The following is a 16,220-nucleotide window of genomic DNA, read 5'->3' on the forward strand; positions in this document are numbered from 1 at the left end:
CCGGTCACTTGCATCCCCCTCGTGCGGACGTATCAGCTCACCGCACTTCGAGGGTGCTCCGCAACTTGACGGTCCCTTGGTGCACAGAAGGTGCTTTCTTGACCAGATATCCGCGTGGCGCGTCTCCTGTCACAAGGGTCACAGAAGACGCGCCCGCCGAGGTCAGGAGGCCGAGCTCAGGGCCTCCCGCCACCGTACCCGTGCACCCGTGCGCAGCACCGCCCGCCGGTACACCCGGCCGCCCACGGCCAGCATGGCCCCCGCGGCGAGGAGCATCAGCGCCATCGCCAGGCCGACCTGCCACAGCGGGACGTCGGCCACCGCCGACCGCACCGGCATGACCATCGCCGAGAACGGCGGCAGGATCGACAGGACGTTCGTCAGCGTGGAGTCCGGCGTCTGGGTCGCGATGAACCCGACCAGGTAGGTCGCCATCATCAGCATCGTGGCCGGGGTCAGCACGCCGCTCAGGTCCTCCTGGCGGGAGATGAGGGAGGCGATCGCCGCGTACATGGCGGCGTAGAAGGCGTAGCCGAGCACGAACCACACCACCACGCTCGCCACCAGCCCCGCCGTGCCGTGGGGCAGCCGCGGCACCGAACCGCCGATCTGTGCCGCCGTCAGGCCGACGGCCACGATCACGAGCAGTTGCGCCAGGCCGAGCAGGCCGATGCCGAGCACCTTGCCGGCCAGCAGTTGCCAGGGCCGTACGGCGGTCAGGAGGATCTCGACGATCCTGCTGCCCTTCTCCTCCACCACGCCCATCGCGACCCAGCTGCAGATCTGGATGAGCAGCATGAACAGGATGACGACGATGGTCATCGCCAGCACGCCGCGCGCCGTGGCGTCGTCGCCGCTGCCCCGCAGGCTCACCTCCTCCAAGGGCCGCACCTGCTGGGCCTGCGCCACCTTGGCCGGGTCGATGCCGGCGGCGGCGAGGTTGGCCTGGGTGGCGACCGCGCGGTGGGCGGTGTCGAGGATCACCGACAGCCCCGCGCCCGCCCGGGTCTTCGCGATCACCTTCGCGTCGTCCACGACGGCGGCGTCGACGTCGCCGCCCAGGACGGCCTTGCGCGCCGCCGCCTCGTCCGGGTAGCGCTTGAGCTTCACGGTGACGTGCGATGCGCCGGCGGCCTGGGTGATCGCGGCCTGCAGACGGTCGGCCCCCGCGCCCACGAGCCCCACGGTGTGGTCGGAGCCGCCGCCGAGGAGCTTCGGCAGGGCGGCGATGACGGCGATCAGCACGGCCGTCACGAGCAGCCCGTAGCGGTACCCCTTGGTGCGGCTGCGTACGGCGATCTCCCGCCGGGCGACCAGGGTGACGGCGTTCACGCGACCACCTCACGGAAGATCTCGGACAGGGAGGGCTCCTGCCAGCCGAAATGCTCGACGTTCCCGGCGCCGGCCGCGACGCTCAGCGCCTGCTGGGCGTCGCCGGGCGTGAGGATCACCTCGTCGTACCGCTCGGGGCCGGAGGAGGCCGGGGAGGCGTGCGGCGGGCGGTCGGACTTGGCGACGATCTCTCCGGGCAGGCCGTCGGTCCAGCCCGGCTCGGCGCCGGTCACCACGATGCGCAGGAGCTTGCGCGACTCCCGTGCGCGCAGGTCGGCCACGGTGCCGCCCGCGACCATGCGGCCGCCCTTGATGATGCCGACGGAGTCGCACAACCGCTCGACCAGGTCGAGCTGGTGGCTGGAGAACACCACGGGCACCCCCGCCGCCGTACGCTCGGCCAGCACCCCGGCCAGGGCGTCGACCGCGATCGGGTCGAGACCCGAGAACGGCTCGTCGAGCACGAGCAGCTCCGGCTCGTGGATGAGCGCCACGGCGAGCTGCACACGCTGCTGGTTGCCCAGCGACAGACTGTCGACCTCGTCGCCGCGCCGCCCGGCCAGGCCGAGCCGCTCGATGAGGGCGTCGGCGGAGCGCCGGGCCTCCCCGGCCGCCATGCCGGCCAGCAGCCCGAAGTACTCGATCTGCTCGGCGACGCGCATCTTGGCGTACAGGCCGCGCTCCTCCGGCATGTAGCCGAACCGGCGACGGGTCTCGAACGTCGCCGGCTCTCCCTTCCACCGCACCTCACCGCCGTCGGCGCCGAGCACCCCCATGATGATGCGCATCGTGGTCGTCTTCCCGGCGCCGTTGGCTCCGACGAAGCCGAACATCTCGCCGGGTGCCACGGTCAGGCTGACGCCGTCGAGGGCCACGGTGTCTCCGTACCGCTTCCTCAGCCCGTCGACCTCAAGCATCGGGGGCTCCCTTCATGATCTTCTCGAGGACCGCGACGTAGTCCTGGAACGCCTTGCGGCCCTTGGGGGTGAGCGACAGCCAGGTGCCGGGCTTCTTGCTGATGAACGCCTTCTCGACCGCGACGTAGCCCGCCTCTTCGAGGGTCAGCATGTGCTTGGACAGCAGGGAGTCGCTGACCTCGATGGTGTCGCGGAGGAACCGGAACTCGACCTTCTCGGCCGCCGCGAGCGCCGCCATGATCGAGAGCCGGACCGGCGTGTGGATGACCTGGTCCAGGTCGTGCCGGGGGTGAGTGCCGTTGCGGGTCACCGTTCGCCTTCCCACGGCCGCAGCTTCCCGGCCGCGTAGAGCATGGGGAGCGCGGTGGCGACCGCGACGGCGAGGCCGGCCGGGATCCACCAGCCCGACGGCTCCGGCGGCAGGGCCTGGTTGAAGAACGCCGCGCCGGCGAACACGACCAGCCAGACGAAGGCCACGCGGCACTGCGTGCGCATGTGCCCCAGGCCCTGCACACCTTGACGGAAGGCGTGCACGAAGGTCAGCGCCGTCCAGCCCACCCAGACGGCGACCGCGACGTCGATGACGACCTCCGAGCCGAAGAACATCGCCGACCAGTAGAGGGCCGAGAGGATCCCCCAGAGGAGGAACACCCAGCCAGAGGATCGGGCCTTACGCCCGACGGTGCGGTTCATGCGGCCGATCTCTTCGAGCGCGTCCGCGACGCTCAGGTGCTCACCTGCGTTCATCGGCTTTCCCACCCTTCATCCTGTGGAAAAGGTATCAAGCACTCAACTCTCATTCAAGTGGTTGCACAGGGTTCCAGAACGACGAAATCCCGGCACCTGGCAGATGCCGGGATCCCAGAGCCTTCAGGCCTACCGTCCGATGATCACCTCCAGGGTGCGGGGGCCGTGCACCCCCTCGACACGGTTCAGCTCGATGTCGCTGGTCGCCGAGGGGCCGCTGATCCACGTCTGCGGTCGTACCGGATCCAGGCGGCCCAGCGCCTGCGGCACCCCGGCCACCACCTGGCCGGCCGTCACGACGCACAGGTGGTAGTCGGGCAGGAGGGTCAGGGCCCTGCGCCCCTGCCCGGGGCCGGAGTCGAGCACGATCGTCCCGGTCTCGGCGATCCCCACCGCGCAACCGGTGATCACTCCGTCCGACCGGTCGAGTTCGATGGAGGTCAGCGGCGGATCGTCGGTGAGCCGTTCGACGCCGGACGCCGCGCTCAGCCACTCCTCCGGCAGCCCGCCGGGGACGACGACCCGGCGGACGCCCCGCGCCGACAGCGCCCGCGCCACCGCCGCCGCGACCTCGCCGCCGGGCACGACGTGGACGACCGCCTGGTAGTCGCGCACCCGCTCGGCGAACAGCTCCAGATCCCCCGGGCCCTCGCCGGCGGTCCGGTAGGCGCGGGAGATCTCGACGGGAGGCGCACCCGCCACCGCCGCGCGGATCCGGGAGAGGATCTGCTCGCGCGCGCTCATCGCCGGTCTCCTTCCGTGCGGTTCCACCAGTCGCGGAACGACTCCTCGGGCACCTGCGGCACGTCGCGCGTCTCGGTCCACGCCGCGCCCGGCCCCGGCAGGCGCCGCTTGGGCACCAGGCGGCGGAACCGCGAGGCGAGGCGCTGGGCGCGCTCCAGCCGCACCGGCTTGTCGAGCACCCACCCGGCGGCCCTGAGCCCGAGGCGTTCGGCCGGGGCGTGCGGCGACCTGGCCCTCAGGTGGACGAGCACCTCCGGGATGTCGATCGCGACCGGGCACACGTCGTAGCAGGCGCCGCAGAGGCTGGAGGCATACGGCAAGGAGGCGTCCAGCTCCGATGTCATCCCGCGCAGCTGCGGGGTGAGGATCGCGCCGATCGGCCCCGGGTAGACCGAGCCGTAGGCGTGCCCGCCGACCCGCTCGTACACCGGGCAGACGTTGAGGCAGGCCGAGCAGCGGATGCAGCGCAGCGCCTGCCGCCCGATCTCGTCGGCCAGCACCGTCGTCCGGCCGTTGTCGAGCAGCACCAGGTGGAACTCCTGGCCCTCGGCGCCGGCCGTCCACGTGGAGGTGTAGGGATTCATCCGCTCGCCCGTGGAGCTCCTGGGGAGCAGTTGCAGGAACACCTCCAGGTCGCGCCAGGTCGGCAGGATCTTCTCGATGCCGACCACGCTGATCAGCGTCTTCGGCAGCGTGAGGCACATGCGGCCGTTGCCCTCGGACTCCAGCACGACCAGGGTGCCGGTCTCGGCGATCATGAAGTTGGCGCCGGAGATGCCGACCTTGGTGGCGAGGAAGCGCTCGCGCAGGTGGAGCCGGGCGGCCTCGGCGAGCGTCCTGGGGTCGTCGCTCAGGCCCTCGGGGGCCGGTCGTCCCCACTCGGCCATGTGCTCGCGGAAGATCTCCCGGATCTCCGACCGGTTGCGGTGGATCGCCGGCACGAGGATGTGGGACGGCCAGTCGTTCCCGAGCTGCACGATCAGTTCGGCGAGGTCGGTCTCGTACGCCGTGATGCCCTCGCTCGCCAGGGCGTCGTTGAGGCCGATCTCCTGGGTCGCCATCGACTTGACCTTGACCACCTCGGTCTCACCGGTGGCCCTGACGAGGTCGGTGACGATGCGGTTGGCCTCGGCGGCGTCGGCGGCCCAGTGGACGTGGCCGCCCGCCCTGGTGACCGCCTCCTCCATCTGGAGCAGGTGACGGTCGAGGTGGCGGAGCGTCTCGTCCTTGATCGCCTTGCCTGCCGCGCGCAGCTCCTGCCAGTCGGGCAGCTCACCGACGACGGCCGCCCGCTTGGCCCGGATCGTGTGGGTCGCCTTGCGGAGGTTGAACCTCAGCTGGGAGTTCCGCAGGGCCTTCTCGGCGTTGCGCGGGAAGGACGGCATTCCGAGGAACGCGCTCGCGCCGCTCATCGCGCCTCCTCGCCGAGGGCCGGAGGGACGTCGGCCTCGGTGGCGGCGAGGATCTCGGCCAGGTGCATGATCCGCACTCCGCTGCGCATGCGGCTGAGCGTGCCCCCGATGTGCATCAGGCAGGAGTTGTCGGCGGCGCACAGGACCTCGGCCCCACTGGCCACGATGTTGCCGACCTTGTCGGCGCACATGGCGGCGGAGACGCCGGGGTTCTTGACCGCGAAGGTGCCCCCGAAGCCGCAGCACTCCTCCGCGCCCGCCAGAGGGACGAGCTCCAGGCCGCGGACGCTCCGCAGAAGCGTGAGAGGGCGGTCGCCGACGCGCAGGCCGCGGAGGGAGTGGCACGTCGGGTGGTAGGTCACCCGGTGCGGGAAATACGCGCCGACGTCGGTCACGCCGAGGACGTCCACCAGGAACTCCGACAGGTCGTACACCTTGGGCGTCACCCGCTCCACGGCCTCGGCGAACGGTGAGCGGCCGCCGTGGGCTCCGGCGAAGGCCCCCGCGCGCGTCGCGCCCATGCCGGCCGCCAGCTTGGGGTACTGCTCGCGCACCATCGCCGCGCACGATCCGGACGGCGCCACCACCGCCTCGTACCCCTCGAAGACCGAAAGGAAGTGGCGTGCCAGCCGCACCCCCTCGTCGCGGTAACCGGTGTTGACGTGCATCTGGCCGCAACAGGTCTGCGCGACCGGGAAGTCCACCTCGCAGCCGAGGCGGCGCAGCAGCCTCACCACGGCCTTCCCCGTGCCGGGGAAGAGCGTGTCGTTGACGCAGGTGATGAACAGGGCGACCCGCATCGCAACCTTTCCTCGTGCCGTATCGAGTCGTTCTCGCCCTCGGTTCCCGGCTCCCGGTGGGAGCCGGCCGAGTATGGTCAGACCATAAGTATGGTCTGACCATACTCCAGGCGGAAGGGACGGTCACGTGGCGGACAAGGAACGGCGGACGCGCGCGTTCGAGGAAGTGCTCTTCCAGATCGAGCGGCGGATCACCGACGACGGGCTGCGGGTCGGAGACCGTCTCCCTGGCGAGCGGCAACTGGCCGAGCAGTTGCAGGTGAGCCGGGCGTCCGTCCGGGAGGCGCTACGGGTGCTGGAGACGCTCGGGGTGCTGTCGTCGCAGGTGGGCCGGGGGCCGGACGCGGGCGCGGTGCTCACCTCCCGTCCCGACAGCGCGCTGACCGACCTGCTGCGGCTGAGCCTCGGGCTGTCGAGCCTGACGATGCGCGAGGTGGTCGACACCCGGCTCATGATCGAACGCTGGTCGGCCGAGCAGGCGGCGCGGCGGGCCGCCCTGGCGCCGTCCGGACTGAAGGCGGTGACGGCCGCGATGCTCGCCATGGAGGCGGCCACCGGCGCGGAGGAGTTCGTCCGGCACGACATGGCGTTCCACGCGGCCATCGCCGAGGCCTCCGGCAACCGGTTCATCGCCGCCGTCATGCGCGCCCTGCGCGGGGCGATGCGCAGGTACGCCATCGAGGCCGTCGAGCGCCTCGGCGACACCGCCGTCCTGCGGGAGGACCACCGCCGCATCCACGCGGCGATCACAACGGGCGACGCGGCCGCCGCCGTGGAAGCCGTCACCGCCCACCTGGCCCACGCCTATCCGGAGCTGTTCTGAAGGGAGATCGGGATCTCGACCGAGGTTGGTAGAACGTGTTCTAATTGCGGGCGCTGGGTCTACCTCTGGAGGGGCGGATATGAGCGGTGATCTGAAGCTCGGGCTCAACCTCGGTTACTGGCAGCGTGGCGCCGACGACGCGACCGAGGTGGTCCGGACGGCGGAGCGGCTGGGGTACGACTCGGTGTGGACGGCCGAGGCGTACGGGTCGGACGCGTTCACGCCGCTCGCCTGGTACGGCGCCCGGACCAGCAGGATCAAGCTCGGCACCAGCGTCGTGCAGATCTCGGCGCGCACCCCCGTGGCCACCGCGATGACCGCGATGACGCTCGACCACCTGACCGGCGGGCGGCTGCTGCTCGGCGTCGGCGCCTCCGGGCCGCAGGTCGTGGAGGGCTGGTACGGCAGGCCGTTCCCCAAGCCGCTCGCCCGCACCCGCGAGTACGTCGACATCATGCGCAAGGTGTGGCGGCGTGAGGAACCCGTCACCAGCGACGGCCCGCACTACCCGCTCCCCTACCCCGGCGGCGCCGGCCTCGGCAAGCCGCTGAAGCTGATCACCCATCCCCTGCGGCCGGAGATCCCGGTCTACCTCGGCGCGGAGGGACCGAAGAACGTCGCCCTCGCCGCCGAGATCGCCCACGGCTGGCTGCCGCTGTTCGTCTTCCCCGAGAAGATCGTGAGCATGTACGGCGAGGCGCTGAACGGCGCCGGGCCCGGCTTCGACATCGCGGCGATGGTCATGGTGGTGATCACCGACGACGTCCGGGCCGCACTGGACGGCGTGAAGATGATGCTGACGCTCTACATCGGCGGCATGGGCGCCAAGAGCCGCAACTTCCACGCCGACATCGTGGGCCGGATGGGCTTCGCCGACGCGGCGCGCAAGATCCAGGAGCTGTACCTCGCGGGCCGCAAGGACGAGGCGTTCCACGCGATCCCGGACGAGCTCGCCGACGGCATCTCACTGGTCGGGCCGATCGGCCGGATCCGCGAGCGGCTGCAACTGTGGCGCGACAGCCCGGTGACGAACCTGCTGGTCATGGGACCGCGCGACGAGCCGGACCTCCGGGCGATCCGGGACCTGGTCCTCGGCTGAGACCCGTCAGGCGGGAGCGTCCCTGCCCGGCATCGGCCTCGCGCAGGCTCCGCGTCCCGGCGCCTCCGGCGGGGCCCTCACCCCCCGAGCAGGGCCCCGCCGCACCGCTCAGTCGCCCGGGTGCTCACCGAGCCGGTCGACCCAGCCCATGCCCTCGTACGCCAGCCGCAGGCCGTCGGATCCCTCTCCGGACCGCACTTCGTAGCCGAGCAACCGTCCCGTCCCGTCGTCCACGATCAGCCGGGACTCGTCACCGCCTTCGCCGCCCTTGTCCGCCCGCTTGAGCGCCAGGCCCTGGCCGGTCCGGCCGAGGGCGTCGGTGACCTCTCCCAACGTCGTGATCCCGGGCTGCTCGGCCAGCACCCGGTAGAGGGCGGCGCGGGTCCCCGGGGAGAGCGGACCGGACAGCAGGTCCTGGGCCGTCGACCAGACGTAGTCGGTGAAGTCCGGGACGCCGTCCCCCCAGTCCTTGTCCGCCTCCTCGCCGCGCAGCCGCCGCAGCAGGCTCTCCAGCTCCCCCTTGTCCGTCGGCAGGTCGAGCAGTTGCCTGACGGTGTACCGATGGGTGCCGATGCTGAAGTAGAGCTGTATGTCGTAGTCGCTGGTCGTGGGCTTGTCCTCGGTCAGCGACGGGGAACCCGCCTCCTTCCACTTCTGCTCGTCGGCGTCGGAGGCGAAGGTCACCTTCGGGTCCAGGTTGACGACGGTACGGCTGGACCCGCCCTTCTCGCGGGCGTACCACGAGTCCTGCGAGACGGCGGTGGTCGCCGAGAACGGCGGCTTCCTGCTCCTCAGCTCGATGATCTTCTGCCTGTACTCCTTGCGCAGGGCCGCGGCCTCGCCGGAGTCGGAGTCGACCTCCTTGAGCTTGTCCTCCAACTCCCTCGCCAGGGCCTTCACGTCGGCGTTGTCCTTGGTCGTCTGCCTGACCGGCTGGACGGTGCGCTCCCGGGTGTACCAGTACGCGCCCGAGGCGGCAGGTTCACGAGCGGCCGTCGCGGCGGCGGCCAGCAGGACGGACCGGGCGTCCAGGCGCCGGGGGGCCGTGCTCGCGCCGCCGCTCGCGGAGACCGACGAGCGAACCGCGCCGACCGCGCCGGAGGGCGAGCCCGTGGAGACGAGCTGGGGGACGGCGATCACGGCCGCGGCGAGCCCGGCCACGGCCGTACCGGCGATCAGCAGGAGCGGGCGGCGGCGCTGTGGCACCGGGAACCTCCGGGAGGGTTCGGGGACGCGGGGGGTGCGGAACGCGTGGGCCAGGTCGCGCTCGCGCCGCCGCCGGTAGGAGTCGTCGATGAGCGCGTCGGGGCGCAGTGAGGTGACCATGTCGTCGACCGAGTCGTTCATGCCTGTTCCTGAAGGGTGATCGAGAGGGCGGGGTTGAGCGCGCGCTCCAGCCGGCGGCGTGCGCGGTGCAGCCGGACGCTGTAGGTGCGGGCGGTGCAGCCGGCCACCTGGGCGGCCTCGGCGGGGGTCAGCCCGTACCAGCTGGCGAGGACGACCGCTTCGACGTCCTTGTCCCGCATGCCGGCGAGGACGGCGAGAGCGGAATGGCGATCGGTGACCCGGTCGGCGACGTCACCCTCGGCGAAGGAGCTCATCTCGGCCAGCCGCGCGGCCAGCTCCTCGCTGCGCAGCCGCCGTACGCGCTGGTTGCGCAGCAGGTTGCGGGTCACGCCCAGCAGCCACGGCAGGGGCGGGTCGGGCAGGTCGTCCAAGCGCCGCCAGGCGACCAGGAAGGTCTCGCTGGCCAGGTCCTCCGCCATGGCACGCTCGGCCCGCAGCAGGGCGTAGCCCAGCACGCTCCGGTAGTGCCGGTCGTAGAGGTTGGTGAATCGTTCTTGGGGATCGTCCACATCAAGAACTGTTTCGAAGGACCCTGCTGATTACCGCCACTTTGACCTATCTTGTCGGCCCCTTCGTCGGCCCAGGTCAGGAGCCTGGAGAACGCGAAGATCGTGGTCCCCGCGCCAGGGCGGGCGACATCGGGGTTTCGCCGTACCGGGAGTCCCGCCTTTCGCTAGCGTCGCTTACGTCCCGTACGAGAGGAACTTCGGATGCGACGACTCCCGTCCGCTCTCGCCGCAGTACTGGCCGCGGCCTCGCTTCTCCCCTCGCCGGCCTCGGCGCGGGCCGGCGGGCACGGGAGCGCGGGCGTCAAGGGACAGGCGACCTTCTACGAGTTGCGGTCCGGGGGCGGCAACTGCTCCTACCTCACGCCTCCGGCCGACGGGCTCTACGTGGCGCTCTCCCCCGGCGAGTACGCCGGCGCCGCCGCCTGCGGCGGGTACCTGGACGTCACCGGGCCGCGCGGGACCGTCCGGGTAAAGGTGGTCGACCAGTGCCCGGAATGCGCCAGGGGGCAGCTCGACCTGAGCCGCGCCGCGTTCGCCCGTATCGCGGACCCAGGCAAGGGCACGGCGGGGGTGACCTACCGTCCGGTGCGGGACCCGCGGGTCGGCGCGCCGCTCTCCTTCCGCGTGAAGGAGGGGTCGTCCCGATGGTGGCTGGCGCTGCTGGTGATCGACCACGGCAACCCGCTCAGGTCCGTGGAGGTGCGGGGCACGGACGGCGGGTGGCACAAGCTCGCCCGCACCGACTACAACTACTGGATCGCCTCGTCGGGCATGGGCAAGGGCCCTTTCACCGTACGGGTGACCGACTCCCGCGCCCACCGGGCGACCGCCGAGCGCGTACGGCTGGCGCCGGCCCTGATCCAGCGGGCCGCGGCCACGATGTACTAGCGAAGACTCCCCGTCACACCGCTGAGCCGCGGTTCGGCGGCCAGGACGGTGCGACCGCGAGGTGCGGCCACCGGCGAGAGAGGGCGACCAACCCCTAACCCCCTCTCTCGCCGGTGGCCTCAGGCACGGCGGCCATCCTCTCGAGCGCGCCCCGCTCTCTTCGCCGTACCTGGCCTGTGGGGATTCACACGGCCTGTGCCATGGGCGTCCGCCTGCGGGACTGGGCGCTCCCGAGGGCGGCGTGTTCGGCCCAGGCGTACACGTCGACGGCCGCGTCGAGGAAGCCGTGGGCCCGCAGGAACCTTTCCTGTTCGGCCAGGAGGCGCAGCCGTTCGGCGGACAGGTCGATGGACAGGTCGGGGAGGCGGCGCGGGCCGTCGGGGACCGGCGGGCCGCCGGACTCCCGCCACAGTTCGAGCGCCTGGTCCGGGTGGGCGCCGGCCCACTCGGCGGCGTCGAGCAGGACGCGCAGGAAGCGCGCGACCACGTCGGGACGGACGTCCAGGAGCAACTGGTCGACGGTGATGGCCCTGAGGGTGCCGTCGTTGAGCCTGACCCGCCGGTCGGGATGGCCGTCGAGGTCGATCGCGACGCGCAGCCCGTGCCTCTCGGCCGCGCGCAGGGCCGGTTCCCCCTTGACGTACACCGCGTCGATCTCGCCCCGGGCGAGTGCTTCGAGCAGGGCGGTGGGCGCCTCACCGGGGACGTCGACAAGGCGCGCGTCGTTGAGGGTGAGGCCGCCCGCCCACAGGGCTCCCTGGAACCCGCGCAGGGCGGTCGCCCGGGCGATGTCGACCGGCGCGCCGGGGTCGAGGGGGAGGCCGAGCCGGCGCCCCCGCAGATCCTCCGGCTCGTCGATGGTGACGTACGGGCGGGTCAGGACGGCCTGGCGCTCCTCGGTCCAGGTCAGGCCGATGAGACGGGTGGGGGCGCCGCGCGATCGGGCCCACAGCGCGAGGGCGTTGCCGTCCTCGCCGAACAGCGTGCGCGGGCGGTGCTCCCGCACGTCCCGGAGGGGACGGGTGGCGATGCCTTCGGGGCCGAACTCGTCGTCGAGCCAGCCGAGATCAGCGGCCGTCCCGGTGGCGGTGGGTTCGGGGCGGCGGCTGTACCACAGCTCCTGCACTGGATTCTCCTGTCGTGGTCGGTCGGCCGATGGACGTCTCGGGGCGACACAGGGCCCCGGTGACCCGGCAGAGGTCGACGTGACGACGGGAGGTCAGGTAGGCGGTGAGGTCCACGTTCCCCACGGTAGACCGCACAGCCCGTCTTTGCAACTATTCCTACTTGTTAAGCATGAAATTTATCGCGCCAAGCCATCCACAAGTCGTCCCGCCGCCCGGCAAGCGCTGATCAAGTCGCCTCCGCGATGGTGGAGCCGTCGAGAGCGGGGTTGACGTGCCCCGCGCAGGAGCGGAGATCAGCAGCGATGAGCGGTACGGTGCTCGTCCTCACCGAGGACGGCGACACCCAGGCGATGCACGTGGCCCGCGCCCTGGCGAGGCGGGGAGCCGAGACGGTGATCCTGGACCCCGGCTGGTTCCGCGGCCCCGCCCGCCTCTCGGTCGTCCTGACCCCGTCCGGGACGGCGCGGCGCCTGCTCCTCACGCGGCAGCGGCACGTCGACCTCGACCGGCTCGCCTCGGTGTGGTTCCGGCGTCCCGACGATCCCGCCGCCGACGTCGCCGTCCAGCCGAACGGCTTCGTCTCCGACGTGTGGGACACCCTCGACTGCCCCGCCGTGCCCGCGTCCCGGGCGGTGGTCCAGCGGGCCCAGCGGAAGCTCTACCAGCTGTCCGCCGCGGGCCGGTCGGGGTTCGAGCTGCCGTCCACGCTGATCAGCACCGACCACGACGAACTGCTGGACTTCTACCTCGCCCACAAGGGGCAGGTCGTGACCCGCGTGCTGGACCGCCCGTGGGCCGTCACCGAACGCCCCCCGCTCGACGTCGTGCCACCGCTCACGAGCGCCGACGGCAGGCCGCTGCCGATGGTCGCGCAGGCCCGGGTGCCGCGGCGGATGGCGCTGCGGGTCATCGTCACCGGCTCGTGGGTGTTCGCCGCCGAGATCCACTCGCCGATGGACGCCCGGCGGTTGCGGCCGCACGTCCTGCCGGAGGAGGTGACCGGAAGATGCCACGGCCTGATGGCCCGGCTCGGCCTGTCGTTCGCGACGATCGACCTGACACTGACCCCCGAGGGCCGGTACGTCTTCCTGGAGGTCAACCCCGCCGGCGGCTTCCTGCTGATCGAGGAGGCCACCGGCATGCCCATCACCGAGGCCCTCTGCGATCTCCTGCTCCCCCGCCCGGACGATCATCGTTAGTCCGGCCGCGGTGCCGGGTCGGCGGTGACCGAACGGAGCAGCGGCTTGCTCATGGCGCCGGCCCCGACCACTCCGGCGAACCCGGCGACGACACAGGACGCCAGGATGAGCACGCCGGTCGTGTTCACGCCGAAGGCGATGAACGGGGTGCCGCACAGGACGCCGGTGGCGATCGACCCGCCGCCCATGACGGTGAGCGGGATGAGGGTCTCCAGCCGCCTGGCCTTGTCCAGCACCTCCAGCGGCGTCCCGGCCAGGCGCAGCAGCGCGTAGTTCTGCCGCCGGTCGAGCACCGAGGACGCCGCCGTGATGCCCGCGCTGACGATGGCGACCAGGAAGGAGACCACCAGCACGACGATCGTGCCGGTCCGGATGTCCTGCAGCAGCCACGCGGTCGCCCTGTCGGCGCCGACGTCGAGGTCCGCCGGAGGCGTGAGCAGGCCGATGAACCCCGCGACGAACCCGGTGAGCGCCACCCCGCTGACGGTCCGCCAGGCCGACTTCGGGTCGTCCACCAGACGCCGTCCGGCCAGCAGCCGGGCGGGCCGCTTGGCCGTACGGGCGGTGAGGCGGCCGATCAGGCCCACCACCCAGGGGCCGACGAGGTTCAGGGCCAGGAACGCCAGGGTGAGAATCGCCACGACCAGGGCGATGCTCTTCGCGACGCCCATCACCGGCACGGCCGCGAGGACGGCGAGCAGCGCGATCAGCCGGACGAACCGCATGGCCGGCGGCGTCTCGCGCCGGGCGACGCCCAGCGGGCTGACCACCACGCGGCGCAGGCCCACGACCGCCGACAGGCCCACCAGCAGGGGTACGGCGAGCAGCACGGCGGCGATGGGCAGAACCCCCGGCCACATGTCGGAGGCGAACCACTCGCCGCCCGCCATGCGGACGTGGCTGAGCGGCGGGATCGCCACCGCGTACAGCACCAGCCCGAGCACCGCTCCCCCGAACGCGGTGATCACCGCCTCGGCGACGGTCATGGCGACCACCTGGCCGGGGGTCGCGCCGACCAGGCGCAGCGAGGCGAGGCGCTGGTCGCGCCGCGCGACCGTCAGGCGGGCCGCCGCGCCCCCGAAGACGAGCAGCGGCACGACCATCAGGACGCTCGCGATCAGCGCGAGGATGCGGTAGGCGTCGGCGTCGTTGGAGTGAGCCCCCGTGAGGTCGGCCACCTTCGTCGCCGACGTCCCCAGCCGGTAGTCGCCCTTCCACTTGGCCTTCACCGCCGTGTCGCCGGGGGCGTGCCCGACGACGGCCACGAGCTCACCCGGGTAGACCAGGGCCTCGTCACCGATCGTGCCGGCGGGCTCGCCCGGGAAGCGGGCGCCCAGGGAGGACCCCTTCGCCAGCTCCGCCAGGGCGGGCGACATCAGCACTTCCCCCGGTCCGGGCAGGCGGGGCAGCCCCTTGGGCGGCGCGACACCCGGTTCGAGCACCGCCACGTCGACCACGGTGAGCGCCCGGTCGCCGATGAACTCGGTGCGGAACGCCTCGATCGCGCGGGCCGTGCCCGTCGCCTGCACGGGGTTGCGCCAGGCGCCCCGGTCGGCCCGGCCCGCGAAGGCGAAGTTGACCGCCACCGCGAACAGCAGGAGCGCGGTGGAGACGGCGACGGCCGCGACCATCAGGGACGACCCGAGCAGCCCCCGGCGTCCCCCGCCCTTCAGCAGCCGCCAGGTGAGGCCGGTGAGCCCGCTCATCGCGCGCCTCCCCGGCCCGGCACGGGCTGCCCCGGCAGATGCGGCGCGGCGGCGTACGGCCCGGGCTGGCCCTGGGTGAGGAGCCGGCCGTCACGCACCTCCACCACGCGGTCGCAGGCATCGGCCACCTGGGTGTCGTGGGTGACGACCACGAGCGAGGCGTCGTTGTGCTTGGTCGCCTCGACCAGCAGGCGCATCGTGGCGTGGCCGGTGGCCTGGTCGAGGGCTCCCGTGGGCTCGTCGGCGAAGACCACCGCCGGGCGGGTGACGAGCGCGCGGGCGATCGCCACGCGCTGCGCCTGCCCGCCGGACAGCTCGCCCGGCCGCCGTCCCTCCATCCCCGCGAGGCCGAGGGGGCCGAACCACGTCCTGGCCTGCTGCACCGCACGAGCGCGGGGGACCCCGCCGAGCATGAGCGGCAGCGCGACGTTCTCGTCGGCGGGCAGCTCGGGCAGCAACTGGCCGAACTGGAACACGAACCCGAACCGGGTGCGGCGCAGGGCGCTGCGCTTACGCTCCCCCAGGTCGTCGATCCGTTCCCCGAGCAGGTGGACCTCACCGGAGTCGGGCTTCATGATGCCGGCCAGGCAGTGGAGCAGTGTGGACTTTCCCGATCCGCTCGGCCCCATGATCGCCAGGGCCTCACCGCGGTGGATCGCGATGTCGACTCCGGCGAGGGCGGCGGTCGGCCCGAAGCTCTTCTTCAGGTCCCGGCCTTGGAGGACGCTTTGCGAGGACATGACCAGAACCTTCTCGTGGATGCCCTGACCTGCCCATCGGCCACGCGTCCGATCCACCGGCCCCGCCCATCGGCCGAATGACCGATCTTCCCGTCCCACGGCCTTCCTGGCCGTTCGACTCCCCGCCTACTGGCAGAATCAGTGCGGTGAGGGTACTCGTCGCGGACGACCAGGAGCTCGTGCGCACCGGCTTCCAGATGATCCTCGACGCGCAGCCCGACATCGAGGTCGTGGCGGCCGTCGCCGACGGCGCCGCCGCCGTCGAGCAGGCCCGCCGCCTGCGTCCCGACGTCTGCCTGCTCGACATCCGGATGCCGAAGCTCGACGGCCTGGAGGTCACCAAGATCCTGGCCGGTCCCGGCGTGCCCGACCCCATGCGCGTGGTGATCGTCACCACGTTCGACCTCGACGAGTACGTCTACGGCGCCCTGCGCGCGGGCGCGTGCGGCTTCCTGCTCAAGGACAGCGGTCCGACGCTGCTGATCGAGGCCGTCCGCGCCGCCGCCAACGGCGACGCCCTGGTCTCGCCGTCGGTCACGGTGCGGCTGCTCGAACACCTCGCCAAGCCCGCGGTCAGCCACGCCAGGCCGCCGCGCGAGCCGCTGACCGAGCGGGAGCTCGACGTCGTGCGCCTGGTGGCGCGGGGCCGCACCAACCAGGAGGTCGCGGCCGAGCTGTTCGTCTCCCTGTCCACCGTGAAGACGCACCTCGGCAGCATCCAGATGAAGCTCGGCGCCCGCAACCGCGTCGAGATCGCCGCCTGGGCCTGGGAGTCCGGCATCATCCGCTGACCCATCTCGTGCAGATCCAGGATCTTCTCCACCGCCTCG

General features: G+C 72.1%; 18 protein-coding genes. 5 read left to right on the forward strand and 13 right to left on the reverse strand.

Features of this window, described 5'->3' with window-relative positions; translation table 11 throughout:
- Positions 1–162: 162 nt before the first annotated feature.
- The 7 genes from KIK05_RS35285 to KIK05_RS35315 form a co-directional block, all read right to left on the reverse strand.
- On the reverse strand, positions 163–1,332 hold the full coding sequence (locus tag KIK05_RS35285) for an ABC transporter permease (protein ID WP_214415184.1): 1,170 nt from the start codon (positions 1,330–1,332) through the stop codon (positions 163–165).
- Positions 1,329–2,249 (reverse strand): ABC transporter ATP-binding protein, encoded by a 921-nt coding sequence (locus KIK05_RS35290; protein ID WP_214415185.1) that lies wholly within the window; start codon positions 2,247–2,249, stop codon positions 1,329–1,331. The genes KIK05_RS35285 and KIK05_RS35290 overlap by 4 nt, the downstream gene beginning before the upstream one ends.
- A complete protein-coding gene (locus tag KIK05_RS35295; protein ID WP_308250235.1) occupies positions 2,242–2,574 on the reverse strand; it encodes a winged helix-turn-helix domain-containing protein in 333 nt (110 codons plus the stop codon). The genes KIK05_RS35290 and KIK05_RS35295 overlap by 8 nt, the downstream gene beginning before the upstream one ends.
- On the reverse strand, positions 2,556–2,996 hold the full coding sequence (locus KIK05_RS35300; protein ID WP_214415186.1) for a hypothetical protein: 441 nt from the start codon (positions 2,994–2,996) through the stop codon (positions 2,556–2,558). The genes KIK05_RS35295 and KIK05_RS35300 overlap by 19 nt, the downstream gene beginning before the upstream one ends.
- Positions 2,997–3,125: 129 nt before the next feature.
- Entirely contained in the window at positions 3,126–3,740 is a 615-nt protein-coding gene (locus tag KIK05_RS35305) for a LutC/YkgG family protein (RefSeq protein WP_214415187.1), read from the reverse strand.
- Positions 3,737–5,152, reverse strand: coding sequence for a lactate utilization protein B (locus tag KIK05_RS35310; RefSeq protein ID WP_214415188.1), 1,416 nt, complete (start codon positions 5,150–5,152; stop codon positions 3,737–3,739). Before KIK05_RS35310 ends, KIK05_RS35305 begins: the two co-directional genes overlap by 4 nt.
- Positions 5,149–5,952, reverse strand: coding sequence for a (Fe-S)-binding protein (locus tag KIK05_RS35315; RefSeq protein ID WP_214415189.1), 804 nt, complete (start codon positions 5,950–5,952; stop codon positions 5,149–5,151). Before KIK05_RS35315 ends, KIK05_RS35310 begins: the two co-directional genes overlap by 4 nt.
- 127 nt (positions 5,953–6,079) lie before the next feature.
- On the opposite strand from KIK05_RS35315, the gene KIK05_RS49155 reads away from it, so the two are divergent.
- Both KIK05_RS49155 and KIK05_RS35325 read left to right on the forward strand, forming a co-directional pair.
- Positions 6,080–6,775 carry a FadR/GntR family transcriptional regulator gene (locus KIK05_RS49155; protein WP_214415190.1) on the forward strand — a complete coding sequence of 232 codons (696 nt, stop codon included), beginning with the start codon at positions 6,080–6,082 and terminating at the stop codon, positions 6,773–6,775.
- Positions 6,776–6,854: 79 nt separating this feature from the next.
- Positions 6,855–7,874, forward strand: a complete 1,020-nt coding sequence (locus KIK05_RS35325; protein ID WP_214415191.1) for an LLM class F420-dependent oxidoreductase — start codon at positions 6,855–6,857, stop codon at positions 7,872–7,874.
- Positions 7,875–7,982: 108 nt separating this feature from the next.
- On the opposite strand, the gene KIK05_RS35330 is transcribed toward KIK05_RS35325, so the two are convergent.
- On the reverse strand, positions 7,983–9,221 hold the full coding sequence (locus tag KIK05_RS35330) for a CU044_5270 family protein (RefSeq protein WP_214415192.1): 1,239 nt from the start codon (positions 9,219–9,221) through the stop codon (positions 7,983–7,985).
- Entirely contained in the window at positions 9,218–9,730 is a 513-nt protein-coding gene (locus KIK05_RS35335) for an RNA polymerase sigma factor (protein ID WP_214415193.1), read from the reverse strand. Before KIK05_RS35335 ends, KIK05_RS35330 begins: the two co-directional genes overlap by 4 nt.
- A 201-nt stretch (positions 9,731–9,931) precedes the next feature.
- Between KIK05_RS35335 and KIK05_RS35340 the strand changes: the two genes are divergently transcribed.
- Positions 9,932–10,618 carry an expansin EXLX1 family cellulose-binding protein gene (locus KIK05_RS35340; RefSeq protein WP_214415194.1) on the forward strand — a complete coding sequence of 229 codons (687 nt, stop codon included), beginning with the start codon at positions 9,932–9,934 and terminating at the stop codon, positions 10,616–10,618.
- 184 nt (positions 10,619–10,802) lie between these two features.
- On the opposite strand, the gene KIK05_RS35345 is transcribed toward KIK05_RS35340, so the two are convergent.
- A complete protein-coding gene (locus KIK05_RS35345) occupies positions 10,803–11,744 on the reverse strand; it encodes an ABC transporter substrate-binding protein (protein WP_214415195.1) in 942 nt (313 codons plus the stop codon).
- The gene (locus tag KIK05_RS49560; RefSeq protein ID WP_372455637.1) at positions 11,686–11,880 is read right to left on the reverse strand and encodes a putative leader peptide; all 195 of its coding nucleotides are present in this window, start codon (positions 11,878–11,880) and stop codon (positions 11,686–11,688) included. Before KIK05_RS49560 ends, KIK05_RS35345 begins: the two co-directional genes overlap by 59 nt.
- A 167-nt stretch (positions 11,881–12,047) precedes the next feature.
- Between KIK05_RS49560 and KIK05_RS35350 the strand changes: the two genes are divergently transcribed.
- Entirely contained in the window at positions 12,048–12,944 is an 897-nt protein-coding gene (locus KIK05_RS35350; protein WP_214415196.1) for an MvdC/MvdD family ATP grasp protein, read from the forward strand.
- Here the strand turns inward: KIK05_RS35350 and KIK05_RS35355 are convergent.
- Positions 12,941–14,650, reverse strand: a complete 1,710-nt coding sequence (locus tag KIK05_RS35355; protein WP_214415197.1) for an FtsX-like permease family protein — start codon at positions 14,648–14,650, stop codon at positions 12,941–12,943. The two genes, KIK05_RS35350 and KIK05_RS35355, sit on opposite strands and share 4 nt — an antisense overlap.
- Positions 14,647–15,390 carry an ABC transporter ATP-binding protein gene (locus KIK05_RS35360; RefSeq protein ID WP_214415198.1) on the reverse strand — a complete coding sequence of 248 codons (744 nt, stop codon included), beginning with the start codon at positions 15,388–15,390 and terminating at the stop codon, positions 14,647–14,649. Before KIK05_RS35360 ends, KIK05_RS35355 begins: the two co-directional genes overlap by 4 nt.
- Positions 15,391–15,536: 146 nt before the next feature.
- Here KIK05_RS35360 and KIK05_RS35365 point away from each other — a divergent pair, with 146 nt between their 5' ends.
- Positions 15,537–16,181, forward strand: coding sequence for a response regulator (locus KIK05_RS35365; RefSeq protein ID WP_308250236.1), 645 nt, complete (start codon positions 15,537–15,539; stop codon positions 16,179–16,181).
- Positions 16,182–16,220 lie beyond the last annotated feature (39 nt).

It is taken from the genome of Sphaerisporangium fuscum, assembly GCF_018531465.1.
GTDB lineage: Bacteria > Actinomycetota > Actinomycetes > Streptosporangiales > Streptosporangiaceae > Sphaerisporangium > Sphaerisporangium fuscum.

Excerpts from the sequence above, each read along its gene's own strand:
- KIK05_RS35290 (WP_214415185.1), bottom strand. The coding sequence starts at position 2,249 with ATGCTTGAGGTCGACGGGCTGAGGAAGCGGTACGGAGACACCGTGGCC.
- KIK05_RS35300 (WP_214415186.1), bottom strand. The coding sequence starts at position 2,996 with ATGAACGCAGGTGAGCACCTGAGCGTCGCGGACGCGCTCGAAGAGATC.
- KIK05_RS35305 (WP_214415187.1), bottom strand. The coding sequence starts at position 3,740 with ATGAGCGCGCGCGAGCAGATCCTCTCCCGGATCCGCGCGGCGGTGGCG.
- KIK05_RS35310 (WP_214415188.1), bottom strand. The coding sequence starts at position 5,152 with ATGAGCGGCGCGAGCGCGTTCCTCGGAATGCCGTCCTTCCCGCGCAAC.
- KIK05_RS35315 (WP_214415189.1), bottom strand. The coding sequence starts at position 5,952 with ATGCGGGTCGCCCTGTTCATCACCTGCGTCAACGACACGCTCTTCCCC.
- KIK05_RS35325 (WP_214415191.1), top strand. The coding sequence starts at position 6,855 with ATGAGCGGTGATCTGAAGCTCGGGCTCAACCTCGGTTACTGGCAGCGT.
- KIK05_RS35330 (WP_214415192.1), bottom strand. The coding sequence starts at position 9,221 with ATGAACGACTCGGTCGACGACATGGTCACCTCACTGCGCCCCGACGCG.
- KIK05_RS35340 (WP_214415194.1), top strand. The coding sequence starts at position 9,932 with ATGCGACGACTCCCGTCCGCTCTCGCCGCAGTACTGGCCGCGGCCTCG.
- KIK05_RS35350 (WP_214415196.1), top strand. The coding sequence starts at position 12,048 with ATGAGCGGTACGGTGCTCGTCCTCACCGAGGACGGCGACACCCAGGCG.
- KIK05_RS35355 (WP_214415197.1), bottom strand. The coding sequence starts at position 14,650 with ATGAGCGGGCTCACCGGCCTCACCTGGCGGCTGCTGAAGGGCGGGGGA.
- KIK05_RS35360 (WP_214415198.1), bottom strand. The coding sequence starts at position 15,390 with ATGTCCTCGCAAAGCGTCCTCCAAGGCCGGGACCTGAAGAAGAGCTTC.